Source organism: Treponema sp. JC4 (assembly GCF_000260795.1).
Classification (GTDB): domain Bacteria; phylum Spirochaetota; class Spirochaetia; order Treponematales; family Treponemataceae; genus Treponema_D.
Genome location: NZ_AJGU01000024.1, coordinates 12,328 through 38,893 on the forward strand (window position 1 = coordinate 12,328; position 26,566 = coordinate 38,893).

The 26,566-nt window shown below is 42.4% G+C and carries 21 protein-coding genes; 4 read left to right on the forward strand and 17 right to left on the reverse strand.

The window, feature by feature from the left end; genetic code table 11:
- Window positions 1-84: 84 nt before the first annotated feature.
- From MSI_RS09500 to MSI_RS09515, 4 genes are all read right to left on the reverse strand, one after another.
- Complete coding sequence (locus MSI_RS09500; protein ID WP_009106229.1) at window positions 85-2,403, reverse strand: alpha-galactosidase; 2,319 nt, start codon at window positions 2,401-2,403, stop codon at window positions 85-87.
- A 168-nt stretch (window positions 2,404-2,571) separates the two neighbouring features.
- Entirely contained in the window at window positions 2,572-3,900 is a 1,329-nt protein-coding gene (locus MSI_RS09505) for a sugar ABC transporter substrate-binding protein (RefSeq protein WP_009106231.1), read from the reverse strand.
- Between the two features lie 113 nt (window positions 3,901-4,013).
- Window positions 4,014-4,916, reverse strand: a complete 903-nt coding sequence (locus MSI_RS09510) for a carbohydrate ABC transporter permease (protein ID WP_155815567.1) — start codon at window positions 4,914-4,916, stop codon at window positions 4,014-4,016.
- Between the two features lie 16 nt (window positions 4,917-4,932).
- Window positions 4,933-5,817 carry a carbohydrate ABC transporter permease gene (locus MSI_RS09515; protein WP_009106234.1) on the reverse strand — a complete coding sequence of 295 codons (885 nt, stop codon included), beginning with the start codon at window positions 5,815-5,817 and terminating at the stop codon, window positions 4,933-4,935.
- Between the two features lie 119 nt (window positions 5,818-5,936).
- Between MSI_RS09515 and MSI_RS09520 the strand changes: the two genes are divergently transcribed.
- Complete coding sequence (locus MSI_RS09520) at window positions 5,937-6,941, forward strand: LacI family DNA-binding transcriptional regulator (protein ID WP_009106236.1); 1,005 nt, start codon at window positions 5,937-5,939, stop codon at window positions 6,939-6,941.
- A 20-nt stretch (window positions 6,942-6,961) separates the two neighbouring features.
- On the opposite strand, the gene MSI_RS09525 is transcribed toward MSI_RS09520, so the two are convergent.
- On the reverse strand, window positions 6,962-7,702 hold the full coding sequence (locus MSI_RS09525; RefSeq protein WP_039924657.1) for a hypothetical protein: 741 nt from the start codon (window positions 7,700-7,702) through the stop codon (window positions 6,962-6,964).
- A gap of 159 nt (window positions 7,703-7,861) precedes the next feature.
- Between MSI_RS09525 and MSI_RS09530 the strand changes: the two genes are divergently transcribed.
- Window positions 7,862-9,079, forward strand: coding sequence for a site-specific DNA-methyltransferase (locus MSI_RS09530; protein WP_009106240.1), 1,218 nt, complete (start codon window positions 7,862-7,864; stop codon window positions 9,077-9,079).
- Window positions 9,080-9,267: 188 nt separating this feature from the next.
- Here MSI_RS09530 and MSI_RS09535 read toward each other — a convergent pair whose 3' ends face one another.
- The gene (locus MSI_RS09535) at window positions 9,268-10,596 is read right to left on the reverse strand and encodes a DUF1015 domain-containing protein (protein ID WP_009106241.1); all 1,329 of its coding nucleotides are present in this window, start codon (window positions 10,594-10,596) and stop codon (window positions 9,268-9,270) included.
- Between the two features lie 252 nt (window positions 10,597-10,848).
- On the opposite strand from MSI_RS09535, the gene MSI_RS09540 reads away from it, so the two are divergent.
- Window positions 10,849-12,300 (forward strand): RNA polymerase sigma-54 factor, encoded by a 1,452-nt coding sequence (locus MSI_RS09540; protein WP_009106243.1) that lies wholly within the window; start codon window positions 10,849-10,851, stop codon window positions 12,298-12,300.
- 94 nt (window positions 12,301-12,394) lie between these two features.
- Here the strand turns inward: MSI_RS09540 and MSI_RS09545 are convergent, their stop codons facing one another.
- A complete protein-coding gene (locus tag MSI_RS09545) occupies window positions 12,395-13,552 on the reverse strand; it encodes an ABC transporter substrate-binding protein (RefSeq protein WP_009106246.1) in 1,158 nt (385 codons plus the stop codon).
- Between the two features lie 144 nt (window positions 13,553-13,696).
- Here MSI_RS09545 and MSI_RS09550 point away from each other — a divergent pair, with 144 nt between their 5' ends.
- Window positions 13,697-14,524 carry a hypothetical protein gene (locus tag MSI_RS09550; RefSeq protein WP_009106248.1) on the forward strand — a complete coding sequence of 276 codons (828 nt, stop codon included), beginning with the start codon at window positions 13,697-13,699 and terminating at the stop codon, window positions 14,522-14,524.
- Window positions 14,525-14,615: 91 nt separating this feature from the next.
- On the opposite strand, the gene MSI_RS09555 is transcribed toward MSI_RS09550, so the two are convergent.
- The 10 genes from MSI_RS09555 to MSI_RS14690 form a co-directional block, all read right to left on the reverse strand.
- Window positions 14,616-16,460 carry a phosphoenolpyruvate carboxykinase (GTP) gene (locus MSI_RS09555; RefSeq protein ID WP_009106250.1) on the reverse strand — a complete coding sequence of 615 codons (1,845 nt, stop codon included), beginning with the start codon at window positions 16,458-16,460 and terminating at the stop codon, window positions 14,616-14,618.
- 586 nt (window positions 16,461-17,046) lie between these two features.
- Entirely contained in the window at window positions 17,047-18,141 is a 1,095-nt protein-coding gene (locus tag MSI_RS09560) for a 30S ribosomal protein S1 (protein WP_009106252.1), read from the reverse strand.
- 196 nt (window positions 18,142-18,337) lie between these two features.
- Complete coding sequence (gene gatA, locus MSI_RS09565) at window positions 18,338-19,837, reverse strand: Asp-tRNA(Asn)/Glu-tRNA(Gln) amidotransferase subunit GatA (RefSeq protein ID WP_009106254.1); 1,500 nt, start codon at window positions 19,835-19,837, stop codon at window positions 18,338-18,340.
- 143 nt (window positions 19,838-19,980) lie between these two features.
- On the reverse strand, window positions 19,981-20,292 hold the full coding sequence (gatC, locus tag MSI_RS09570) for an Asp-tRNA(Asn)/Glu-tRNA(Gln) amidotransferase subunit GatC (protein ID WP_009106256.1): 312 nt from the start codon (window positions 20,290-20,292) through the stop codon (window positions 19,981-19,983).
- A 46-nt stretch (window positions 20,293-20,338) separates the two neighbouring features.
- Entirely contained in the window at window positions 20,339-21,244 is a 906-nt protein-coding gene (locus MSI_RS09575) for an alpha-hydroxy-acid oxidizing protein (RefSeq protein ID WP_009106257.1), read from the reverse strand.
- A gap of 18 nt (window positions 21,245-21,262) precedes the next feature.
- Entirely contained in the window at window positions 21,263-22,348 is a 1,086-nt protein-coding gene (locus MSI_RS09580) for a 6-phosphofructokinase (RefSeq protein ID WP_009106259.1), read from the reverse strand.
- Between the two features lie 374 nt (window positions 22,349-22,722).
- On the reverse strand, window positions 22,723-23,940 hold the full coding sequence (locus tag MSI_RS09585) for a small ribosomal subunit Rsm22 family protein (RefSeq protein ID WP_009106261.1): 1,218 nt from the start codon (window positions 23,938-23,940) through the stop codon (window positions 22,723-22,725).
- Complete coding sequence (locus MSI_RS09590) at window positions 23,937-24,257, reverse strand: MerR family transcriptional regulator (protein ID WP_009106263.1); 321 nt, start codon at window positions 24,255-24,257, stop codon at window positions 23,937-23,939. Before MSI_RS09590 ends, MSI_RS09585 begins: the two co-directional genes overlap by 4 nt.
- Before the next feature lie 6 nt (window positions 24,258-24,263).
- Window positions 24,264-25,781 (reverse strand): ribosome biogenesis GTPase Der, encoded by a 1,518-nt coding sequence (der, locus tag MSI_RS09595; protein ID WP_009106265.1) that lies wholly within the window; start codon window positions 25,779-25,781, stop codon window positions 24,264-24,266.
- Between the two features lie 20 nt (window positions 25,782-25,801).
- Window positions 25,802-26,566 (reverse strand): hypothetical protein (locus MSI_RS14690; RefSeq protein ID WP_039924659.1); only part of this gene is annotated, 765 nt, incomplete at its 5' end.

A 26,566-nucleotide genomic window follows, 5' to 3' on the forward strand; every position in this document is an offset into this window, starting at 1 on the left:
TTTTCTTAGAATAAATTATCACAAAATAGAATTCTTTTCTATATAACAAAAAGAAAAAAGGCACTCTTTCGAGTGCCTTAAGTTTTATAGCCTTTCTAACACTATCTGGACACTTCCTCCGTACTGTGGCTTATACGGAATGAAGAGGCCAGCGTTCATCAGCTTTTCACCGGAGGTAGTTACGTCGGCTGGGAACGGTGCAAATTCACTTTCTGGAATCGGGAACGGGAAGTCTGCAAGCATAGCACGGATTGTAGCGCTCTTGTAGCAGGTCAGGCGGTATTTTGCCTTTGGATCCAGGCCGGCAAGTTTTACCAGCTGGGTTTCCGGGTTGCCTTCAGGGAACTTCCAAACTACAGTGAGCACGGCCTGTTTTTTGTCTTTTGAAACAAGGTTCCAGGCAGTGTAGTCTGTACTTTCGGCAGGACTTGGCTCGTCCCACGGAGTTCTAAGACGGTAAAGGTCACCAAACTGAACTGTGTGGCGGATTTTTTTGTAAAGTTCTACCTGTTCTTTGATTTCCTGGAGTTCAGGCTGACTGAGTTTATTCAAATCAAGCTCGTAACCAAAGCTTCCTGCCATTGCGCAGTGGCCGCGTTCAGAAAGCATTGTGATTCTGCCTGTCTGATGGTTAGGAACGGCACTTACGTGGCAGCTCATCGCAGAGGAAGGATATGCGATTGAGGTTCCGCCCTGAATTGCGAGTCTTGAAAGTCCGTCTGTGTTATCGCTTGTCCAGCACTGAGGCATATAGTAAAGGAAGGCAGGATCAAATCGTCCGCCGCCGCCCGAGCAGGATTCAAAAAGCACATGCGGGAAGCGGGAAGTTACGTTTTCAAGCAGGCGGTAAAGTCCCAGATAATATTTGTGGCTTGTTTTTCCCTGATTTTCAGGACTTGCAGAACCGCTTGCAACTTCTGTCTGGGAACGGTTAAAGTCCCACTTAACGTAGTCGATTGCAACGCTGCTGAGGATTTTACTCAAAGTTTCTGTCAGGTAATCTACAACTTCGTCGCGGCTAAGGTCCAGCACAAGCTGGTGGCGGCCCAGAGTTCGCGAACGGCTGTCTACGTGCAGGCACCAGTCAGAATGCGCACGGTAAAGATCACTGTCCGGAGAAATCATTTCAGGCTCAAACCAGAGACCAAATTTCATTCCACGCTTGTGGATTCCGTCTGCAATTTCCTCAAGTCCGCCTGTAAGCTTTTTGGTGTTTACATACCAGTCGCCAAGAGAGCTTCTGTCATCATCACGCTTTCCAAACCAGCCGTCATCAAGAACAAAAAGTTCGATTCCTTCTTCTTTTGCCTTGTCTGCCAGCTTAAAGAGCTTTTCTGCATTAAAGCTGAAATAGGTTGCTTCCCAGTTGTTGATTACAATAGGGCGCTCCTTGTACTGCCATTCGCCGCGGCACATATTGTCGCGGTAAAGGTCGTGGTAAGTGCGGGAAAGCTGGCCAAGTCCCTTATTGCTGTAAACCATTACAACTTCCGGGCTTTCAAAAGTTTCACCAGCGTCCAGCTTCCAGTTGAAGTTATATGGATCTAAGCCAATCTGAACGCGGCTCATGTTGAACTGGTCAACTTCAACGCCGGCTGTAAAGTTTCCGCTGTAAACCAGGTTGAAGCCGAAAACTTCACCTGTAGTTTCTGTGGCATTGTAATCTGCAAGTGCAATAAAAGGATTCTGCTGATGGCTGGAAGTTCCACGGCGGCTTTCTATGCTCTGGATTCCCGGCACAAGCGGTCTCCAGATTGCGTGACGTTCGCGGGCATGGGCACCGGAAAGCTGCAGCATTTTGTAGCGGCTTGTCATAAAGTCCAGGCTGGCACTCATCACACGGCGGAGAGTTACAGATTGATTTTTGTAAATGCCTTCTGCCGAAACGCTGTCGTTTTTTACCACCGTTCTGCGGCAAATTACGTCGCGGTCATTCCATACTGTATATATCAAGGTTACCGAAATGCCGGTAACAGGGTCTTTCAAATTAAGTTCAAGGCTGTCTGCCTCGCTGTCTTTTTTTGTATAAGTTGCAGGAAGCCCCTTTATTGGAGTCTTTCCCTTATAAATTTTATGTGATTCATAAAAAAATTCCGAAATTGTAGTACCGTCTGCGCAAAGAGCTTCAAAGGCGCCTATGCGAAAATCCGAGCGTCCATTTGTCGGAAATTCCTGCTGCAAAGAGTTTAAAGAAAAATCAGCCTTGCCATGAAGTTCTTCAGGAACAGGAGCAAATGCGCGGTCAATCAGAGGCATAGAGCAAATGTCGTCGTCCCAGTCGTCAATGCGCGAAATCCATCCGCCATGCAAAACGTAGCGGTTGTCGTAAATTCTTATAATATAGCTTGATGACGGCGTATTTAATAAGAAAGAATTTGTGTTTTTATTGAACTGAATGCTCATATATATCCTCTAAATTGTTTGTAACGAAAATTTTTTGCAAGGAAAAGCAGCGGCGAGCGAACCAATAGGCAGTCCTCGAGGGGCATTCTTTCCGTAAAACCGATATGGTTCTGCCTCGTGGTTCGCCGACGTGCTTTTTCTTGCACAGGCCTTAAGTCTTACAACGACCTATTTGAAAAGATTCAAAATCTCTTTATTAGAATCCTTAAGTGCAGATTCAACATCTTTCTGACCAAGGAAAATCTGGTCGAAAGTACGTGTCATAATCTGACCAATCATAACTGAGTTATCTACGATTGGGTACAAGAAAGTTCCGTTTGGAGCTTTAGCTTCGTCTGTGAATGCAGAAACATCCCAGTTCTTGCTTGAGTACTTGTTCAAAGCGTTGTTTACACCAGATTCAATAGCTGGGAATACAACACCGTAAGAACCGATGATATCCTGAGCTTCCTGGCTTGCAAGATATTTAACCCAGAGCCATGCTTCTTCTTTGTGTTCTGAACCAACCCAGATAGAGTCACCAAGACCGTTAATCATAGATTTGCGGCCAGCTGGTCCTTCAGGAAGGCGAGCGAATCCAACATCAAATGCACCGTTGTTTTTGTAAGCACCAATCATCCATGAACCGTCGAATACCAGAGCTGCTTTTTCTGAGTTGAAGATTGAAGCTGAACCGTTTGAAGTTTCTGTGTAAGGAGCAGAGAAACCTTCATCCTGCATTTTCTTCATCCATTTGATTGTGTTTACAAAGCGTGGATCATCATAGTGGTAGTTTGCATCATAAAGTCCGTCTGTGTATGTCCAGCCTGTAGAGCAAGCCAATCCAGAGAACTGAGCCTGTCCGCGGTCATCACTATGAGAAAGTACAAGACCGTACTGAACAACATTCTTTTTGTCGAATTTAGGGCTAAGACCGTTGTTTCCGTTAGCATCTACAGAAAGACGTTTAATCATCTTTTCAAAGCTTCCGCCGTCTGTAGGATTCCATGTAAGGTTATTGAGTTCATCATGGCTTACACCAGCTGCATCAGTAAGGTGCTTGTTGTAAACGATAGCGATTGTATCCCAGTCCTTTGGAAGACCGTAAGTTTTTCCGTCCTGACTCTGCCAGAGTTTTTCAAGGTCGTTCATGTAAATACCAGTATTTACATTGTCGCGTTTGATGTAAGGAGTCAAATCAACAAGCTGATTTTTGCTTGCGAAGTCCATGTATTTTGCAAGGTGGTCTGTGAAAACATCACCAGCAGTTCCACCAATCATTTCTGTCTGAAGACCAGTCCAGTAGTCATCCCAACCAAGTTGAACAATAGAGATTTTAATTCCTGGATTTTTTTCCATGAACTTATCTGCCGCTGCCTGATAAGCCGGAAGCTGAGCAGAATCCCAGAGCTGGTAGCGGATTGTTACTTCCTTGCCGCCTTTTTTGCCGCAAGAAACAAAACTGAGTGCCATAAGACCTGCCAAGGCACCAGCCAAAACTTTTACACATTTTTTCATATATTTCCTCCTAAAAAATGAAAACAAAATCAAGATGGTAAAGCTAAAAAAAGCAGTGCTTTTTTCTTAACGCTTTGCTATTTATCAAGAGCCGATAAATCGGCTCACTCACATTATTTAAACCCGTTAAATCCGATTGAATTAACGATTTTCTTTCCCATAAAGCTGTAAATAATCATAGCCGGAACAATTGCAAGTACAGTTCCCGCCATCATACCAGACCAGTCAGGCTGTCCCTGAGGAGTCTGCGAACGGAATACGCCCAGAGCAACTGTCAAAGTACGAAGCTCTTCTTTTTTACCAACAATCAAAGGCCACATATAGTCGTTCCAGCTGTTGATAAAGGTTGTTACTGCAAGAGTAACCAAAGCAGTCTGCATCAAAGGCAGAATAATCATAAAGAAGGTTTTGTACTGACCGGCACCATCAAGATAAGCCGCCTCTTCAATTTCCTTATTAATGCCCAAGAAGAACTGTCGCATGAAGAAAACTCCGTAAGGCGTCATAAAGAAGGCCGGCGCCACAATTCCCGCGTAAGTGTTCAAAAGCTTAAGCTGACGGATGAAAACAAAGTTAGGAATCATCATTACAACGCCAGGAACCATCATTGCAGCCAGAATCAAAGCAAAAATCTTGTTGCGACCAGGGAATTCAAGACGGGCAAAACCGTAGCCTGCCATCGAGCAGAAAAGCACCTGAAAAACTGTAGTCAAAATCGCAACTACAAGCGAGTTACGAAGATTAATCAAAAAGTTTACGTGCTGGCCGGTACCACCAAGTGCAATCGCTTCCTGAGCCGGAATCAAACCAAGAACGCGGGCATAGTTTTTCAGCGTAAGCTGGCTTGGAATCATGCTGGTAGATTCAGCAAAAATCAGCTTGTGAGGTGTCAAAGAAGTTCTGACAACCCAGAAAAATGGAAAAAGCGTAATCAAAAGAAGGAGCACAATCACCGCAATTACAAGCACGCGGCCAATAGCACTTTCAGCCTTATATTTGTCTATTTTATTCATCATAATCCCCCTGAATCCCCTATGCGTCGCTCTCATCAGCCTTCATTACTCTCATCTGAATCGCACTAATCATTGCAAGAATTGCGAACAGAACCATAGAAGCCGCACATGAATATCCCATTTTGTAAGCTTCAAAACCGTTTTTATAGATGAAAAGATAAATTGCGTAAGTTGCGGTTACCGGTCCACCCTTAGTTGTAATGGCGATAGTATCGTAAATCTGGAAGGAACCGATTACAGTTGTAATTACTACAAAGGCAATTACAGGTCTGATATATGGAAGTACAACGCTGAAGAAGCGGCGGGCAGGAGAACAGCCGTCAATCATAGCAGCTTCTTCAATTTCTCTTGGAACCCCCTGAAGGCCTGCAAAAATCAAAAGCGCTGTGTAACCCATATGGCGCCAGATATTAATCATGGCAATTGAAGGAAGGGCTGTTTTAGTATCTGTAAGCCAGTTGATTTTAGCAAAGCCCATTTTTACTAATACTGCATCAATAATTCCAACCGGAGGGTCAAGCATCCAGAACCAGAGCAGGGCAACTACTACGTTAGACATAATCCATGGAACCAGGAAGATTCCCTTCATCAGGTTAGAATTGCCAACTGCCTTGTTCATAATCAAAGCAATAATCATGGCGAGAACTGTCTGAAGAGGAATGTTCAAGAGAACGTAGCAGACTGTAACCTTCATTGCAGTCCAGAAGTCCTTGTCGCAGAAAAGTGCCAGATAATTTTTGAAGCCGACAAACTTTGCCTTAGAGAACAAGTCCCAGTTTGTAAAGCTGTAAATCAAGCCGCGGATTGTCGGCATAAGATAGAATAAGAAAAATCCGATTAAACATGGAATAACAAAGCTGAAAGCAATGAGATTCCTTTTGATTTTATAGTTTTTTATATCCATGTTTTTAACTTTAACACAGTTCTGTAAAATGTAAAGTTAAAAATGTAAAATTTTACATAATTTTTGAAAACTTTTACAAATTACTTTACATTTGCTAAGTTTGACCTTAGAATAAAGCCATGACGATTACTGAACTGGCAAAAGAAGCGGATGTTTCAATAGCGACCGTATCACGATTTTTAAATAACGGCCCTGTAAAAGAGGAAACCCGCAAAAAACTCGAAGCAATAGTGCTCAAGCACAACTTTGTTCCATCAAAAATTACAAAGGAAATTATCAACGGACAGAGTAAATCAATTGCCGTACTCACCCACTCTTTCAGTAATCTTTATACAGCTGAATTTTCAGAAGCCGTAGTAAACCTTTGCGGTGAACGAAAAATGACCTGCTACACAGGCTGCTGCTCCGGCGTAGAATCTGAATACAATTATCTTCTGGATTTTGTCGGAAGAAAAATCAACGGCGTAATTTTGCACGAGCCAAAGGACGGAGAAGCCCAGCTCAAACTTTACGAACGGATTGCAGGCCGTATGCCTTTAATCTGGATTCACTCAATCCCGGTTGATATAGAAGTTAATTCCATCAGCGTAAATCAGGAAAAGGGAATGAAGCTTGCTATGGAATATCTGATGGGGCTTGGTCACAAAAAAATTGCCTACGTTACAGGCGAAAAAGGCTATTCCTACACCCTCAAGCAGACCCTCTGGCAGGAAGAACTGGCAAAAGCAGGTTTCCCGCCACAGCCCGCAGACCTTATTACCGTAGAACGTACCGACTTTATCGACGGAATTAAAACCACAAAAGAAGCCGTAGCCGCCTATCTTGCCGCCGGCAACCGCCCTACAGCAATTTTCTGCGCCAACGACATTATGGCAATGGGTACAGTCAACGCCCTTACAGAAGCCGGCCTTCGTGTCCCGGACGACGTAAGCATCATGAGTCACGATAACACCGTTCTCGCCGACAGCATGAATCTTACCTGCGTGGATATGAAAATAAAAAGCGTAGCCATCGCAGCAATGGATCTGCTAGACTACGCAATGAATGGTACGGATAAAACTCCGCGACATATTACAATTACACCGGAACTGGTAATCAGAAACTCCTGCAGGGAACTTAAGTAATTACCAGCAATCTGAATTAGTTACCAGCCTAAATTCCATTCCAGAATATTTTCCGGAGTCCAGATTTTTGGGCCGCCTCTCTCAGCCTGCAAAGGACCAGCATAAACCCAGCCGGTCTTTCCTTCCCAGAAAACGCGAACCCATCTGTCGCCGCCCTTCTTTTTTTCAGTTTCTTCTGTAACTGCATCAACTTCCAGATTAACCTGGTCATGTCCCTTTCTTTGGCTTCTTGGAATAAGGGCAATAACCTTAGAGTTTTTTGTTCCAGGTCTGTCTCTTAATTCAACCTCATCTTCTTCACCGTAAACTGCAAGCGTCTGATTTACTTTTCTTGCCGTCCAACCATCATCAAAAGTTTCAAGAAGTTCCCAGGTTCCATCACGATATGGATCAATGGACAAGGTATTTTTCTTAGCAGTCTTGCCATCCACATAGTGAATAAAACCTATAGTATTTTTGAAGTTAATTTTAAGCCAGATATCTGTATTCTTGCCGCCTTTTGAGGTTATATACCAGATTTCATAAACCTCAATCAAATCATTCTTTTTTAGATTTCCGATAATATCGTTTTCGTTAATTCCCGAATGAATTTCACGCTGAAAATCTTCAATATTTTCACCAATTTCTACAGTCTGAAGGTGTTCCCTTACAAGAAGGTTTTCCTTTTTGTTCTTACTTTCAGAAATTACCTTTCCGTTAGTACCCGCATACAAAACAAATGCAAAAAGCATCGAAAGCAAAAAAATACAAACTTTTCTCATTTTTTTAATCCCCTGTGGAGGCGAGCCGGTCAGAGCTCGCCATGTTCTATAGCAAAGCGTTAAAAAAAATTGCGATGCAGCAATTTTTTAGCTTTACCTTATTACATTATTGCACCTGAATTGCTTTATCGCAAAGAAAAAATTCTTTATAATAAAATTATGACTCAGCTGATCTGGGATGATATATCAGAACCCTTTGATGACGAAAACGAAATATCTAAACTCAAATTTTACCGCGATCAGGATGAAAATCAGATTGTGCCAATTCATCTTTCACCAGCAGAATTTGAAGAGATTATTAATTCACCCCAGCATCTTTTTGTCGAAGGCGATAATTATCCTTTTTTAAAAATCATTTCTGGTCATCTTGAAGGAAAAGTAAACCTGATTTACATAGACCCGCCCTACAACACCGGAAATTCCTTTGCCTACAATGACAGCTTCATGAACAATGAAGATAATCATTCCACCTGGCTCAGTTTTATGAAACGCCGCCTCCTTCTTGCCCAGCAGCTTCTTTCAGACAACGGCTGTATTTTTATTGCCATTGACCAGAGTGAACTTTATGTTCTTAAGCTTTTATGCGATCAGATTTTTGGCGAAGACAATTTCGTAAATGATTTTATGTGGCTTCACGGAAAAGGAAAAAAAGACAGATGGTCCCGCACCCTTCAGCAGCACACTCTCTGCTATGCAAAAAACAAACGTTTTCTTGGCGCCTTCTGCGATGTTGAAGTAACAGACTGGGCAAAATCAAACCCTGATGATGATCCCCGCGGTAACTGGTTTTCCGGCAGCATTTCCTTTACCGAAAAACGTTCAAACCCAAAGCACAAGAATTTTTACGAACTGATTTCTCCAAGCGGAAAAAAATGGAAACGCCAGTGGTTTGTAAGCCTGGAAGAAATGGAAACCCTTCTTGCCACAGACAAAATCTATTTTGGAAAAAAGCCTGAATACGATCAGGTTCCGCGTATAAAAATCTTCAATTCTGAAGAAACAGAAATTATTCCTAAAAATATAATTGATACTGTTGAATCAACCCGGGCTGCTCAGCGTCACCTGGATGAACTTTTAGGCGAAAAAGACCTTTTTGATAATCCAAAGCCCGTAGATCTGATCGAACACCTTATCACAATCTCTCAGCAGCCTAAAAACGCCCTGATTCTGGACTTTTTTGCAGGCAGCGGCACTACTTTTGAAGCCGTTTCTAACCTGAATGCCGAAGACGGAGGAAGCCGCCGCTGTATTTTAGTCCAGCTTCCGGAACAGAACATGCGAAATCCTCTAATGACAATCAGCGATGTCTGCAGAAAACGAATTAACGCGGTCTGCCAGAAAAGCGGCGAAAAGGTATCCTTCCTCACGCTAAAATAAAAACAAATTTTTTAAAATTTTTCTCAAACTGATTGACACTCTTTGTTAGTTAGTATAAACTAACATCATAAGTTAGATAATCCTAACAACTCAAATAAGGCTCTTATAAAAACTATTAATATGCTAACATCGGCGTCGCCGGTGGATTAAGCGGTGTGCAAGTTTGCCAGATTGCACACCGCTTTTTTTTAGTTGAAAAGTTTACGACATTCAAGGTAGAAGCGTTTTTCGTCCGCTTCACCCATACTAAAGCTTTTGCGTGGAAGTGGACCGCGTCCGTTGATTGTTTCAAAGAAGCTGTCTTTTGCAATAGGAGGAAGAAGAACTGAAAGAGCCCCTTTCTGTGCGCCAAGGCGGAATACTTCTTCACTTCCGTGAATGTAGTCAATTTCTGCTCCGTCAACAGTCTTCAAGAATTCATCTACAAGCGGCTGGAAACGTGCAACCGCAAGTTCAGTAATCTTAGTCTGCAAAAGAAGGTATTTCTGAACTCCTTCCTTATCAAGATAAACAAAACCAAAATCAGCCTTACTTGCCTTTACAGCAGCCTCAAGTTCAGAAGCAGAAGCAACTTCGCGTAAAGCACCTTCAAGAGCTCCTCCCACTTTATTAATCAAAGCTTCAATATCAGCATTAAAAATTACACGATGAATAGGCTCAAAAGTAAGACCTCTATCATAAATGTTTACAATTTCAATTAAAGCAAAACGAACAGGATTTTCAGCAAGTTCTGCTTCGCTGGCACCGCCCGCCACTAGCTCAGCCTTATATTCATCCCATACAGCTTTAGCAGTCGCAAGCGAGTGGTTTCCGTCACCAACCGCAAAAAGGAAGGTAGAACCATCAGGCGCACGGTTTGCATCAGCAATTTTATTGAGAGCAGAGGTAAGGTAGTCCAGATCCGAATCACTTTCCAGCGCCCAGCCCTTAATGCTTCCGCCATTGCACATTAAATCGCCCTGGTAAAGGGGTTTTCTACCGTCAGAAGCCAGTTTTCCAGCTCCACCAACAAGTAAATCCTCCTTATCATTTACCAGCAGCATGATATGAGGAAGTTCCAGAGGCGCCCCCTTACGGATTTCCTTTCTTGGAGGAATACGGTCTACAATTGTAGCCTCTGTCGCGCGTATATTTGCCTTAGAAAAAGGCTTCCATTCATAAGTTTCAAGATCAATCTGAGCCACAAGCCCCTTTCTGGTGCGGCCAAAAGCAGTTGTGCGTTCAAGATAAACAAAAGCCTTGCGGGCAGCATCAAAAACACCCTCTTCAATATAGGCTTTCATCGTCTGGCGGATTTTCGCAATTCGCTCAGCCTTGTCACCATCATTCAGATAAACTTCAGGCAAAATCAGATTCAGCGTACTTGGCTTAGTGCCCGCCTGCTCTGCAGCTTTTTTCCAATAATCACGATCCTGAGTGTACTGATCACAGGCAATTACAGACCATGATTTCAAATCAACATTTTTAGGCAAAAGAATTTCTGGAACACGAAGTCCAAGTTCACTAATAGTTTTCATGCGCAAATTATACAGATTTGGCAGAAAATGTGCTACGCAGGTTAAAAATTGTTACTAAAAATTTCACTTTTTCCAACCTGCTTTATCACTTTTCTTGCAGAAAAATGATGTTCGATTTATAGTAACATTGCATGGCAGACCCGCGTTCCTAAGAACGCGGCCGGCTGTTCCGCACTTCGCTTACGCTCATCCTCCTCGCTTCGCTGCGGTGGACTGCTTCGCAGGTGCTCCATAGCCTTCTGCATTTTACCTATGGCAGATTTCGATTTAACCCAGCGGCAGTCGCAGGTACAGGTACAAAAACTTTCTCAAAACCTGGTTTACGGGCTGAAAATTCTCCAGATGCCCACAAAAGAACTGCGTTCAGAAATCTACAAGGTAGTAAACGAAAATCCAGCCCTGGAAATTGTCCGAGATCCTGCAGTCCGTAAGCAGGGCAGCGAATGGGAAGGAGAAGCCCAGTTCAAAAGCCAGGATTACCAGGCTCTTCTTGAATCCCGTGAAGATAACCGCGAAAGCCTGCAGCAGCATTTAATGCATCAGCTCAATTCCATGCGACTTTCTCCAGATGAATACGAGCTTTCTCAAAAACTGATTTATAATCTGGATAAGAACGGCTGTTACGGTTCAATGCGGGCGCCGGAAACCTTGCTTGATAAAAGCCGCCCCCTACAGAACCGCGTAATGCTGGAACGTTGTATTTCCCGAATTCAAAGCATGGACCCTGTTGGAACCTGCTGCCGTACTCTTGAAGAAAGCCTTTTTATTCAGGCAAAAATTGCAGGAGACGCAAGCCCGGTCGCCCTATTTCTTCTGGACGGCCATCTCGATTTTCTCAATCCTCCGGAAGCAGAAAAAGTTGCTAAAAAAATCAAAGCCTTCCTTTCAGACTGGCACAGTAAAAAATTCGCAAAAGCCCTTCCTATAGATGATGAAAAAATTAATGTCCATACGGTAACAGAAGCTCTTCACTATATCTTAAGGCTGAATCCTCATCCCGCTTCCGAATATTCCTGGGAAACTTCCCTTTCAGAAATTTCCCAGCCGGACATTGTACTTACCGTAACAAAAGAAGCCGGCCACCTACCCGCTGATGATTTTTCTCATGGTAAAATTGCTGTTCCAAAAAAAGACTTTCACTTTCAGGTAAAATATGCTTCCGGCCTACTCCCGGAAATCCGATTGAATCAGACTGCTATTTCCGGCAAAAAGACTCTGGAAGCCGCAAAACAGTTTATAAATAACCTTCTCTTCCGCCAGAACACAATTGCCCTGCAGGGCTGTGCAATTGTAAAACATCAGCTGGATTTTTTTGAAAAAGGACCTGGAAATATAACTCCCCTCACCCGTAAGCAGCTTGCAGATTTTCTGGGCATTCACCTTTCAACTGTCTCACGCATGACCGCTAAAAAAAACAGCAAATATATTCAGACAGAATTTGGTCTTTTCCCGGCAAGCTACTTTTTTTCTTCCGCCCTTGCCCGTACAGCAGACGAAAATAAAAATAGCGCAAGCAGTCTTATTTCCGCCGAAGCCGTCAAATCAAAAATGTACGAAATTATTTCTTCTCAGCCACAAGATGATAAAAAACTTTCTGATAACGAACTGACAAAACTTTTAAATGAAGAGGGCATCAAAATAGCCCGCCGAACCGTAGCAAAATACCGCGCCCAGCTTGGCTTACAGAATTCTTTCCGCCGCTAAGGCTGTTAAATAAAAATGGGACTACCCGGATATGAGTAGTCCCCGCTATCAAAACAATACTAGCAATTAAACTAAAAGCTTTTCGCTATTATCGTTATGGATTAACAGTAGTCTTGTAAGTTGTAGACAATTTTCCGTCTTTTTTTACCATTTCGAGCATTACAGCAGATTTGATTGGGTTGTGTTTAGCATCGAATGTAAGATGACCTGTTACGTAATCACCAGAGTTAGCTTCCAAAGCAGCGCGGATTTTTACTGAATCAGATGTTGTTCCAGCTTTAATCATAGCATCTTTGAGCATGTAAACTGAGTCATAAGAAAGAGCAGCAAAAGAAGTTGGTTCACGGTTAAACTTAGCCTTGAAGTTTCCTACGAACTTTTTAACAGCAGCATCAGTTGAGTCTGTTGCATAGTGGTTAGAATAGAATCCATTCAAAACTTCATCACCAGCGTTGTCTGTAAGACCATCCCATCCGTCTCCACCAACGAGAGGACAAGTTACACCGTTTGCGCGGAGCTGTTTAGCAACCAAAGCTACAGTTGCGTAGTAATCTGGAAGGTAAACAACATCAGGATTTACGCTCTTGATTTTTGTGATGATTGCGTTGAAGTCTTTTTCACCAGTTGAGTAAGATTCTTTTGTTACTTTTCCGCCGGCAGCCTTGAAGGTTTTTTCAAAGTTGTCTGTAAGACCTACTGAGTAGTCATTTCCGATATCATAAAGAACAGCTGCATTCTTTGCTTTCAAAGTTTCTGCAGCAAATTTAGCACCTACAGTTCCCTGGAATGGGTCGATGAAACATGCACGGAATACGAAAGGAATTGTGTTTCCTTTAGCATCGATTGTAATATTTTCTGCAGTTGCAGCAGGAGCAACCTGAAGAACTTTAAGAGCCTGTGACTGGTCTGTAATAGCCTTTGTACATCCAGATGTCAAAGAACCAACAAGAACCTTTACTTTGTCCTGAGTTACAAGTTTTTTGAATGCGCTTACAGTTTTTGCAGGGTCACCTTCATCATCTTCAGCAACAAGTACAAGCTTCTGACCAAGAACACCGCCGGCAGCGTTGATTTCTTCTACAGCAAGCTGAACACCATCACGTGCTTCTGTACCGTAAACTGCTACACCACCAGAAAGAGGTCCGATAAAACCAATTTTAGCATCGTTAGCTTTTGGCTTAGCAGCTGAAAGAGCAGAAGTCATTGCAGCAGCAGCAACAGCTGCCATCATTACTTTTGACAATTTTTTCATAAATTTTCCTCCAAAAAATTTAATATAATTTAATCTCTTTAATAATACTTAATTTTTTTTGCGTGTAAATCTGATATGAGAAATTTTTATATGGATTTTTGCAAATTTCCCCGATAATATAATAGGTAAATTGTGAGTATTTTTATGAAAAAGCTTTTTTTATTTCTTTCTATTTTTGCTTCCCTCTGTCTTTTTTCCTGCTCTTTTGCAGAAGATGAATCTGAATATTTAAGTGCACCGTCAGTTCCACTTACCGGCACCACAATTACACATACCAGATACAATTCTTCAAATACAGAAGTTTACGTTTATAGAATTAATACCTCTGCAACAGCAGACCACACAGCTTATCACGTAGGAACTTTATTTCCTAAAACAATTGCAGAGGACATCCTAAATTTTACAGATTATCTTTCTTTTACAGATCAGAAATATAAATATCAGTTCGTCTTTATTGATTCAGATGGTACAAAAACTTCAACCTACTGGTCTTCAGAAATCACAGGCTCTTTACTCCGTTCAAATACTCCTGAAGTAACTTACGTTATTCCAGATACCTGTAATATTGAATATGATTCTGCTGACTATAGCCTGAAAATAGTAGATACAGCAGGCGGAACACTTGCCCCTGTAGGAGATGGAAATACAGACCCTTTTGAACACCAAAGTGAATATGAACCTGCTGTAGTTCTTCAAACTTCAAGCCGTTCTATGGCTTTTGAATTAAATGATGACCAGTTTGACGGCACAGAAAAACTCTTTTTAACAAGTATTCTTCCAAATGATTTCTATGACACAGAAATTAAATGCGTCGGCCTGGTAGGAAAATATACACAAAATAACAAAGATAATAACATGGAATGTATTTACTGGAGTGAACCGGCTTCAATTAAAACTGTATATCCAGGAACCACAACCCAGGTAAAAACTTTCACCGTCAACCGTTCAGCAGGAACCGGCACCGATTATTAATCTCAAAAAATCCCAGTTAAAACAACAAAGCCCTGTCGTTTCCGGCAGGGCTTCATCATTTTCAGAGCACCATCAGGCACCCTGAATATTGTTATGCTTTATTCAAGCGAGCTTCCAAGTCATCAAGGATAGCTGTGAGTTCCTTAGGGAGATGCTTACCAAATTTAGGATAATGATTCTCTCTAACATCCTTAACTTCTTTCTTCCATCCTTCAACATCAACCTTGAGGATTTCTGGCAATGTCTTCTTGTAGTTGTCAGAAAGACCATCTGTATTCAAAGCACCTTCTTTTGGCATAAGTCCGATTGGTGTGTCTACAGCATTGTCTACGCCGTTACAGCGGTCAAAGATCCATGCAAGAACGCGGCTGTTATCACCGTATCCTGGCCACATGAATCCGCCTGGAAGATCAGCGTTGTTTTCGTCCTTGCGGAACCAGTTAACGTAGAAGATCTTAGGAAGCTTGTCCTGATCAGCTTTTGCACCAACGTCAATCCAGTGCTGGAAATAGTCACCCATGTTGTATCCGCAGAATGGGAGGATAGCGAATGGGTCACGGCGGATTTTACCAACTTCAGCAGCGTTGATTGTAGAAGCAGCAGTGATTTCTGAACCTACGATAGATCCAAGGAATACACCGTGATTCCAAGAGCGAGCCTGGTGTACGAGAGGTACAGTTGAAGGGCGGCGACCACCGAACAAGATAGCAGAAATAGGTACACCTTCTGGAGATTCCCAGTCAGATGCGATACATGGACACTGTTTAGCAGGAGCTGTAAAGCGAGCATTTGGATGAGCCATTTCTTCACCCTTAGGAGCCTTGTCCTTAGGGAATGCTGGGCGAGTCTGTCCCTTCCAGTCAACCAAGTTACCTTTTGCAGGATATCCGATTCCTTCCCACCAAACGTCACCGTCTTCTGTAAGAGCACAGTTAGTATAGATAGTGTTCTTTTCAGCAGAAATAAGAGCGTTCTTGTTAGATTCAGCAGAAGTTCCTGGAGCAACTCCGAAGAAACCAGCTTCTGGGTTGATAGCGTAAAGACGACCGTCTTTTCCGAACTTCATCCAAGCAATATCATCACCAACAGTTTCAACCTTCCATCCAGGGATAGTAGGAATCAACATAGCGAGGTTTGTTTTACCACAAGCACTTGGGAAAGCACCTGTTACGTATTTAACTTCACCCTGTGGGTTTGTCAATTTCAAGATAAGCATGTGCTCTGCAAGCCATCCCTCTTCACGAGCGATAACAGTAGCAATACGAAGAGCAAAACATTTCTTACCGAGCAAAGCGTTTCCACCGTATCCAGAACCGTAAGACCAGATGAGGTGCTCTTCTGGGAACTGAGAAATGTATTTGTGTTCAACATCAGCACAAGGCCAGATTCCACCGTCAGTTTCACCATTGTTAAGTGGCTTACCAACTGAGTGAAGACATGGAACGAATCCGTCATCAAGATACTGCCAAACTTTTTCGCCGGCACGAGTCATGATGTCCATGTTCAATACAACGTATTCAGAGTCTGTAAGTTCAACACCGTATTTAGCGATTGGAGAACCAAGAGGACCCATACAGAATGGAATTACATACATTGTACGACCGTGCATACAACCTGTGTAAAGTCCCTTCATTGTAGCTTTCAATTCTTTTGGATCAATCCAGTGGTTTGTAGGACCTGCATCTTCTTCTTTTACAGATGAGATGAAAGTACGAGCTTCAACACGAGCAACATCGCTAGGAAGAGAGCGGAACAAGAAACAATTTTCTTTAGCTTTGAGTGGAGTAGCAAGACCAGCTTTAACACATTTCTGCATCAATTCGTCATACTCTTTTTTAGAACCATCAACAACAACAACATTGTCTGGCTCACACATCTTAACACATTCTTCGATCCAAGCTTTAATCTTGGCATTCTTAATGTCATTAACTGTCATTTAAAACTCCTTAATTTTATACGTCAGCCTTTCCAAAAAGCCGAAATATTTCAGATATAATTTAACGATTTTTTATGCTGTGTTCAATAGAAAGATTTTGTATTTTGGCCGTTCCCCTCGCTTCGCTCGGGTCGCTACGTTCCGGGTTCCGCATTCGCTCCAGCCCCCTTCGGTGGCCAAGCCCTGCACATCGCTAACGGAGGGTGGCTAAAAATGTCATTATAAAATCATGGCTCCCGGTCGCGAAGCGGGATTCAAAACCGCGCAATAATGCGCTACACGCTGTTTGTGGTAAAGTAACTATTAAACCGGTCGCTTTCGCGACCATCACAAACAGAGTGTTTTTGAACCCCGCTTCACTTCCTCGCGCCAGTCTTTTCTAAACAATAAATAAGTCCGCTACTTTAAAATGATTAAGGCGGTCACACACGACCGCCTTTTTATAAAATATACTTTGTAAAATAAAATGCACCGATAAGAATTATCAGAGCCGGCTGCGCTAGTCTTGCCGGCGAGCGGTTCTATCGATGAACCTAAAACGACCCGCTGTCGCAGCTCGTTTTTTAACGGTTCCTCTATTTTACGCTTATTTCTTAAAGAAAGCTGCAAACGGATTATATGTTTCGCCGTCGTCTTTCTGGCTTGAAAGATAGCTTGCGGCAGTTGTGTCCTGTTCAGCACTCTGAGCAGGCTTCAGGCTGATGCGTTTAGCTGCTGCATCAACTTTTTCTACAACAACGCTCATGTTCTGGCCAACTGAATAAACCTTTTTCAGGTTAGTTCCGGCTTTTACGCCTTCAAGCTCGCTGATATGAACAAGACCGTCAATTCCGCTTGCAAGATTTACGAATACGCCAAAATCTGCAATGCGAACGATTTTTCCGTCGATTTTTGTTCCAAGAGGGAACTGATCTTCTGCATTTTCCCAAGGATCAGCAATCAAAGCCTTAAGGGAAACAGAAACTCGCTCGTTTTTCCAGTCAGTTTTCAAAACCTTTACGGTGATTTTGTCGCCGACAGCAACTACGTCAGCCGGGTCGTTTACGCGGTCAAGTGACATTTCGCTGATTGGAAGCAGAGTCTTAAAGCCAAGAACGTTTACAAAAGCACCGAATTTTTCAAGGCTTTCTACAGTACCTTCAAGAACTGCGCCCTCTGTAATCTGGTTTGCAAGTGAACCAAGCTTGTTTGCATATTCGCTTTCACCGATTTTGCGGTTAGAAACGATGATGTTTTTTCCTTCGTTTTTGAACTCTGTAATTACAAAGGTCATTGTGCGGCCAATGTAATAAGCAGGCTCTTTTTTATCTTTGAAGCCCATCTGAGAGTATGGGCAGAAAGCACGGCTTGAACCGATTTTTACTTCAAATCCGCCTTTTATTTCGCCCTGAACGCTTCCTTCTACCGGAATCTGATTTTTGAATGCGTTTTCCAGCATAGAAGTGTCTGCTTTCTGACCTGCAAGCTTTGCAGTAAAGTGCATTTCACCGCGAACGTCAGCTGTAAAATAAACGGTAACTTTGTCGCCTTCTTTTACACTGCAGTTTCCGTCAGCGTCTGTAAAATCAGCTTTGTCTACAAGACCTTCAGACTTTGCACTCAAATCAATAAATACTGTGTCGTTTGTTACGGCCACAACTGTTGTTTCAAATGGTTGTCCAACTTCAAATCTATTAATCATAAATCTTCCTTAAATAATATCTGCTTAAATCTTGGCTCCCGGTCGCAAAGGGTGTTGCAAAATCGCGCAATAATGCGCTACACGCTGATTGTTGCAAAGTAACTATAGAACTGACCGCTCTCGCGGTCACAACAATCAGAGTGTTTTTGCATCACCCTTTGCTCCCTCGCGCCAGTTTTAATTACATTCTTTCAATTTATTTTACCTGAATGCCACAACCTTTGTGGTCATCTTCCCAGTTCTGTGCTACACGCAGGATTTTTGCTTCACTGAACATAGCGCCGGCGAACTGAACGCCAACTGGCATTCCGTCTTTGCTTGTTTTTCCGGCCGGCACGCTGATTGAAGGAATGCGGGCAAGGTTTACAAATACGGTGTACATATCGCTCAGGTACATTTCAAGAGGGTCATCAACCTTCTGACCAAGCTTAAATGCCGATGTAGGACAGGTTGGTGCAATTACCAGGTCATAGCTTTCAAAAAGCTTTGCCATTTCACGCTGAATGCGGGCACGAACTGTCATACCTTTTTTGTATGTATCGCCGGAGAACTGTTCAGAAAGAACGTAGTTTCCAATGATGATACGGCGTTTTACTTCAGGACCAAAGCCTTCTGAACGGGTATCAACATAAAGCTCATCATATCCTTTAGAGTTATCAACACGGCGACCATAGCGGATACCGTCAAAACGGCTGAGGTTTGAAGCAGCTTCAGAAAGAGCGATTACATAGTAAGCGGCAATTGAAGCATCAAGGATTGGAAGGTCAACTTCTTCAATCTTTGCACCCTTTGATTCAAACCAGGCACGGGTTTCGTTAAATACTTTGATAACTTCAGGATCTGCACCCTCTGTTTTCATAAACTGCTTTGGAATTGCAATTTTAAGAGTCTTGAACTCAGCATCGCTCAAAGCCTTAAGATTTTTCAAAGAATCAGCTTCAGGCAAATCAGCAGATGTATCATCATACATATCAACGCCGCTCATGCAGGCCAGAGGCTGAGCAATATCAGCTGGTGTATGACCAAGGATACCAACCTGGTCCAGTGATGAACCGTAAGCTACAACACCCCAGCGGCTGAGAACGCCGTAAGTAGGCTTAAGTCCGTAGATTCCGCAGTAAGATGCCGGAAGACGAACTGAACCACCAGTTTCTGTTCCAAGACCGAACAAAGCCTGATTTGCAGAAACAGCGGCAGCAGAACCACCCGAAGAACCACCTGAAACGTATTCGCGGTTGATTGGGTTACGGGTTGGCCCGTAACATGAGTATTCTGTAGAAGAACCCATGGCAAATTCATCCTGATTACAGCGGCCAAGAGGAATTGCTCCGGCAGCTTCAAGACGATTAATTACAGTTGCACTGTAAGGTGCTACATAGCCTTCAAGGATTTTTGAGGCACAGGTAAGGCGATTTCCCTTGCAGGAAATGTTATCTTTGTTTGCAAAAGGAATTCCCAGAAGAGGCTTTTTTTCGTAAAGGGCATCCAAAGTGCCGGCAGCCTTTGCTTCTGAAATTTCCTTGTCTGCAGCTTCTGCCTTTGCTACAGCATCATCATACATTTCGATGAAGGCATTCAAAGGAATTGCAGCAGATTTATCTTTGTTGAAAGTTTCTACAGCGTTTTTTACAAGTTCAACGCTGCTTGTTTCGCCTTTTTTAAGAGCGTCACGGGTTTCATTTATTGTATAGAACATAATGTATTCTCCTGAAAATGCGTTAGCGATGGGAGCACCTGCGTAGCAGCCGACCGCAACGAAGTGAGGACGGTGAGCGTCAGCGAAGTGCGGACGTAGCGACCGGCCGCAAAGCGGACGGGAACGCCCGTATTATTAAAGATTTACGCACCAGCTCCAAGAACCTTAGGTACCTGGAAATATCCGTCCATAAAGTCTTTTGATACTTTTTTAACGTCTGTGATTTCAAGACCGTTTACAACTTCATCACCGCGGAGTTTTTCTGCTTCGGTAGAAGGATATGCGTCATAAGGATTTTCGCTGTCGTCGTATTTAGAAAGGATTTCAAAATATCCTACGATATCATCAACCTGTTTTTTAAGAGTTTCCATGTTCGTACTTTCTGGAGAAAGGCGAGACAAATAAAGGAGATTTTCAAGAGTCTCCTGATCAATCTTTTTATGAGTAGTAGCCATAATGTATTATTATAGTAAATAGTAGGATTTTAATAAATACTCTGGTTTATAGATGAAAGTTTATGCCGTCAAAGACCGCGCGGATTATCGGGCGGGCAATAAGAACGCGAGAAGCACCGTAATAAAGGGCTGTCTGCACATCCAGACGCTTTCTGATTCCACCGTCCACCCAGATTTCCTGGCAGGATTTTTTCAACTCGACAGCATGTTCGACAAAAAAATCTGCGCTGCTGCCCAGACGGGTTTCTACTCGGCCTCCGTGATTTGAAACAAGGGCAACATCCGGCTTAAAATCGCGGACCAGAGCTAAATCCTCATCAGTAAAAACGCCTTTTATGACAAAAGGAATTTCTTTTCCGGCAAGATTATTTGCAAAATCACGAAGCTGACTCAAATCATCAGATGTCTTCTTTTCCAGGTGTACCTTATTCCTCATGGTCGCAATATTATAAGCGTCAATATCCACACCTATATGGCTGGCATACGGCAAAACTTTTTCCAGCCGTTTAAAGAGAACTTCCTGGGGATAAGGCTTGAGAAAAAATGCTGCTTTAAAATCAGGATCAGATTCCTCTCGAATTTTTTTTACAGCTTCAAGACCAAACTCCAGTTTTTCATCAGGGCAGCCGTCGCCGACACAAACTCCAAAACCAGCCTGCCGCGAAAAGTTAAAATATGGAAAATAAAAATCTTTTTCCTGCTCGCAGCCTATATTTTCCTGGCTTCCGGTTACAGGTGCACACATCACCTGAGAAAGAGAAAATTCGATTTTTTTGATTTCTTCAAGCTGCCCCTGAGCCTCTGCCTTTTTCTGCAAATCTTTCCAGGCAGAACAGTTCAACTGAAAGTTCTTATTATGAAAAACACCGCCCAGTCCTGGCAGCTGGTCTATACATCCAAAACCAGCGCAGTCAGAACAACGGCGGCATTTGAGAGTTCCCTTGAGCTTCATATGCTTATTCTAACAGAATCAGTCTCCAAAGCAAATGCCAAGAGAACGACCTGCAGCAAGCATATCATCATCAAGAGGAATCGGTTTAATTCTATCAATAATAGAAGAAAGTGGAATTCCTGCAACACGTCCATCACGAATACCAATCAGGTTTCCAAAACGACGGTCTGCAAGGAAATCTGCAGCGGCACTTCCAAGTTTTGTTGCAAGCAGCATATCGTAAGCATCCGGTGAACCACCGCGCTGAATGTAACCAAGTACAGAAGTTCGGGTTTCAAAACCAGTTTCTGCTTCAATTTCCTTTGCGACACGGAATCCAACCGACTGAGGCATTGCAGCACGAGCCGCCTTGTATTCCTTTTTACTTAGTTTTGCTTCTTCTAAATCCAAAGCACCTTCAGAACAGGCAATAATAAAATATTTCTGTCCTGCATCTCGCTTTTCTTTGATGAATTTTGCAATTTTTTTGATGTCATAAGGAATTTCCGGAAGCAGAATTACATCTGCACTGGCAGCAATTCCCGCATTAAGCCCCAGCCAGCCAACCTTATGACCCATAATTTCTACTACCATTGCACGAGAATGACTTCGCGCAGTAGTCCTGATTGCTTCAATTCCCGCTGTTGCAACGTCTATCGCCGTATGAAAACCAAATGTCTCCTCAGTTTCGGCAATATCGTTATCAATCGTTTTAGGAAGACCAATTACATTAAAGCCTGCTTCGCTAAGTCTTGCAGCAGTAGAGTTTGTTCCGTTACCTCCAAGACAGACAAGAGCGTCCAGTTTAAACTTTTTAAAGGTTTCCTTTATTCCTTCAACAGGCAGAAGACCGGTTTTAGGATCAGGTTCAGGATTTTTAAATGGCTTAACACGAGAAGTACCCAGAATGGTACCGCCAAGAGAAATCATTCCCGAAAAGTCCATGTCGTCCATTTTGAAACAGTCGCCGTCAATCAATCCGCGGTAACCGTTACGGACTCCCACGAATTTCATGCCGTACTTTTCCTTTCCAGAAAGACACAATGCTCTGATTGCAGCGTTCAAGCCAGGGGCATCGCCGCCGGAAGTAAGAATTCCGATTGTTTTTACAGGAGTAGTTTTCATAGCCTTAATTATAACAGACAACAAACAAGGTGCAAGAAAAAAAAATCCGAAACAGCCGTGGCCATTTCGGATTTTAGTGCTTCCCGAAGGAATCTCCCCCCTGTAAAAACTCCCTCTCTATCTTTAATTGTACTGATTTTGAAATAGTGTTCTTTCAAAATCAGTACCTGAACTTTTCAAAGATAAATTACATTTTTAATTAAAATATTATTAAATCATTATTAAATATATTCTGAGACTAATTTTACAAAACTTGAGTGATTTTGCAAGAGTCGAAAAACGTAAATAACCATGGTTATTCAAAAAGTAACCAAAGTTATTCATAAACTAACGACTAATAGTGGAAAACGAACGTTAGGAAATCAAATTTCCTGCTACAAATGAATGATTTTTGCACCCGATTTATAATCCACAGGAAGAACTTCTACGGCTTTTGTTAGCTCCACACGGATTAAATCACCAGATTTAAAAGAATCTCCCTGCTCAGAACTTACAAGGGTAAGCCCAAGACGGCTGCAGGCATAATAACCTGTACGATTCTTTGGAAGACGGAAGCTGTCTGAAGTAATTCTAAGCAAAAGAGACTTATCTTTTGATGCAGTTCCCCCGGCAGTTTTCGACTCAGACTTTACCGCGCTGATAAAACTTAAAACAGCCCGCTCTTTAGGAAGCTTTGCTGCAACCGAAAGTTTTTGAAGTCTTGCAGGAGCGTCTTCTGTAGAAAAGGCAAAATTACACCACTTGTTTTTGCTTCCTGTATAAGACTTAAAGCCATTCATAGGGCATTCAAGCGCGTGAGGACATGGAGCCTTAACTTCATAACCGGCCTTAATAAAGCGTTCTCGAAGCAGAGAAAGGGTGCGGGCTGCCTTAGGAACCCCGGGCTCAACAAGAAGAAATTTTGCACCTTCCGCTGCATAGGCAGAAAGCTGATCGTAATATTTTTTTGTCTGGAACTCAGGCGGCATTTTGCTTCCCTGATCCAGTTCGTTAAACATATTTGCACAGGTAATAAAGCCGCATTTTTCCTTAATAAAAGTGCCAAAGCTTCCTTTTACACGGATAATTTTCCAGTGGGCAGGCGCATTCTCATCAGAAGGAGGAAGCTGGGCTGCCACAGACATATAAAGCTCTTCGCCAAGAGTAAGGGCTGCCTGCGAAAGATCCAGACAATACCAGGTAAGCTTTTTATTACGCAATTCCGGACGACTGATCCAGAGGGCAGTTACAAGAGTAAGAGGTCCGCTTCCTAAATCAAGGCAGGCGCAATCTGCTGCAGGAAAAGCCTCTTCTGGCAAATTAGAAAAAAGCCTTGTAAGACGCACAAGATTCCACCAGGTAAAATAGCGGACATAAGCAGAAAGCTGAACATTCTCATTCATGTAGCCAAGTCTGCGGCTTCCACGCTCGTCTGTAAGCTGATGAGAAAGAGCTGCAATATTTTCCGGCAAAGCCTGCATCTGGCGGCTGTTGAGCGGACGCACACTCTGAATTGTCTTATCAAAATTTTCGATTGCCTGAAGCTGGGTTTTAGAAAGCGCCTCTTCAGCATTTTCAACAGAAAAAAGTGAATTTAATACTTCAAATTTCATTTAGAATTTCCCTTAAGGGCAAGATAAAGCTCCGAAAGTTCAGCGCGGGTCTGGCGTATCATGTGAATTAATTCTGCATTATTCTGAACCGCCTGAGCTTCTTCTAAAATCTGACGCCCCGCCCCTTCCGCAGTAAATTTCTTTTCACCAATCAAATACTTAAGGCGGAAAATCAGTTCAACCTCATGCTGAGTGTAAAAACGGCGGCCGGTTAAATCCTTCTGAGGCGTAAAACCAGGAACAACTTCTTCCCAGTAACGCAAAACATGAGGCTTAACTCCTGTAAGGTCTTCAACCTGCCCGATTGTATATTCCATACAAACTTATTTTTCCCGGTCTTCCCACTTAGTTCGGCTGCCCTTCATTTCAAGCTGAACCGGAATCTGGTCAAAGCCTAAATCCTCGCGGATTCTGTTCTTCAAATAAGTAATATATGTTTCCGGCACAACTTCCGGTCTGGTAGCAAAAATAATAAAGTTTACAGGGTTTGTGCTTGCCTGAATCATATAGCGGATTTTAAAATGCGCAGTTTTACTTGCAGGAGGCGGATAACGTTCCAGCCAGTCCTGAAGCGCATTGTTAAGGCTTGGAGTAGGAATCTTACGGGTAAGCTGCTCATACAAAGAAATTGCAGTTTTAAGCAGATCCTTAATTCCCTTACCGTGAAGAGCACTCAAGGTCAAAATCGGAGCAAAATCCATCTGACCGAACATAATGTTCATCCATTCGCGGGTAGCTTTTTCTGCCTTACTTCCCTGCTCTTCGCGCAAATCCCACTTATTCAAAACAAAGATGATTCCACGGCCTTTTTCAAAAGCAAGCGAACAGATTTTTTTATCCTGCTCGGCAAGACCTTCAACAGCATCAATCATCAAAAAGACAATATCGCATTCATCCAGAGTTTTGATGGCACGGTTTACAGAATAATATTCAACATCATCAGTTACGCGGGCCTTTCTTCGGATTCCGGCAGTATCCAGAACCTTAAAATGCTTCCCGCCAAACTCAAACTCACCTTCAACAACGTCACGGGTAGTCCCTGCATAGTCACATACAATAGAAGCTTCCGAATGAGTCAAACGGTTAGAAAGTGTAGACTTTCCTGTATTTGGTTTTCCCAAAATTGCAATTTTAATAGGACGGTCAGCAGAAAGCACTTTTACGTGCGAAAAATCACAACGGTCTGTAATCAAATCTGCAAGCTCGCCAACACGGTCGCCATGCTCAGCAGAAATAAAAATCAGATTTTCAAAACCATACTTAGCGTAGTTCCAGGCTTCAGCTTCGTTTTTACCGCCTTCTGTCTTGTTAACGGCAGCAATCATCTTTCCCCAGTAAGGACGCATTTTCAAAATGAACTCTTCATCCTCACCAGTAATAACGCCTGCTTCCAGCACAAGAATTACAACATCGGCTTTTTCAATCATTTCCAGAGACTTTTCTACAACGTAGTCGTCCAGTTCCGCCTCTTTAGTACCGATATCACGAGTAAGCTTGTATCCGCCGGTATCAACCAGATGCACAGGCTGTCCGTTAATAATTGCTGTAGTTTCTACAGGGTCACGGGTAACGCCCGGCTGGTCATTTACAATTGCAACACGACGGTTCAAAAATCTGTTAAAAAGTGTAGATTTTCCAACATTAGGACGCCCCGCAATTACAACGGTTGGCAGCCCTTCATATTCCATATCTTCCGGCGCAATTCCATTTTTAAACTTAATGTCCTGAGATTTTTCGTCAATAAAATCCGGCTCTTCTTCAATTTCAGTCGTCAACAATTCTTCATCTTGAGCCGCAGCCTTAGGCTTACTAAAATCCGGTTTTCGCTTTTTCTTTGCCATAAAGTAGAGTATATATGAATTTATTTTATTTTAATAGTAACCTGCTTTGTAGTTGAGTTTCCAGCGGAATCCCAGACAGTAAGCTTTATAGTATGGTTACCTATAGAGAGACTTTGCAAATTAATGGTATAATCACAATTAAAACCTTTACCCCAACCATAATCACTATAATCGCCAGAAGCTTTTATTTCTTCATCTAAGTACAATTCATATTTTACCAGATTACAATTGTCACTTGCTCCATAATTTAAGTTTACTGAATTAGTTGCAGATGAATATGTCGCTCCGTCATTAATAGAAAGTGTTACAATAGGACTATCATATGGAACTTCATGCATTACAATTCCAGAAAGGTTATCATTATCGTCTTTCAACTGAACATAAAGAGTTGCCATACCATTTGTAAGATTTGTAGTATCAATTGTAAATGTATGATTTTCAGAATATGAAAGCCATGAAGCTGATTGAAGCGAAGAAATACTTTGTGCTATACGGACAGAAGAAATATCATTTATGTGATATTGAGGAATAACTCCTATTGTAACTTCCGCAGAAGTACTTTCCGGATAGTATCCTCCATAATCATAATTATAGCCATTAACTGTGTAATCAAATAAAATAAGGCCATTAGCAGAATAACCTGCACAAGAAATAGGTTCTATTGCCCAGTCAGAATAATTAATGCGTACATAATTAAAATTGTCGTAATAATCAGAAATAAATGAAATATTGGCTTCTTTACCTTTACTATTTAATTCATCTGTTTGAGCTGCCCCCCAGTAATT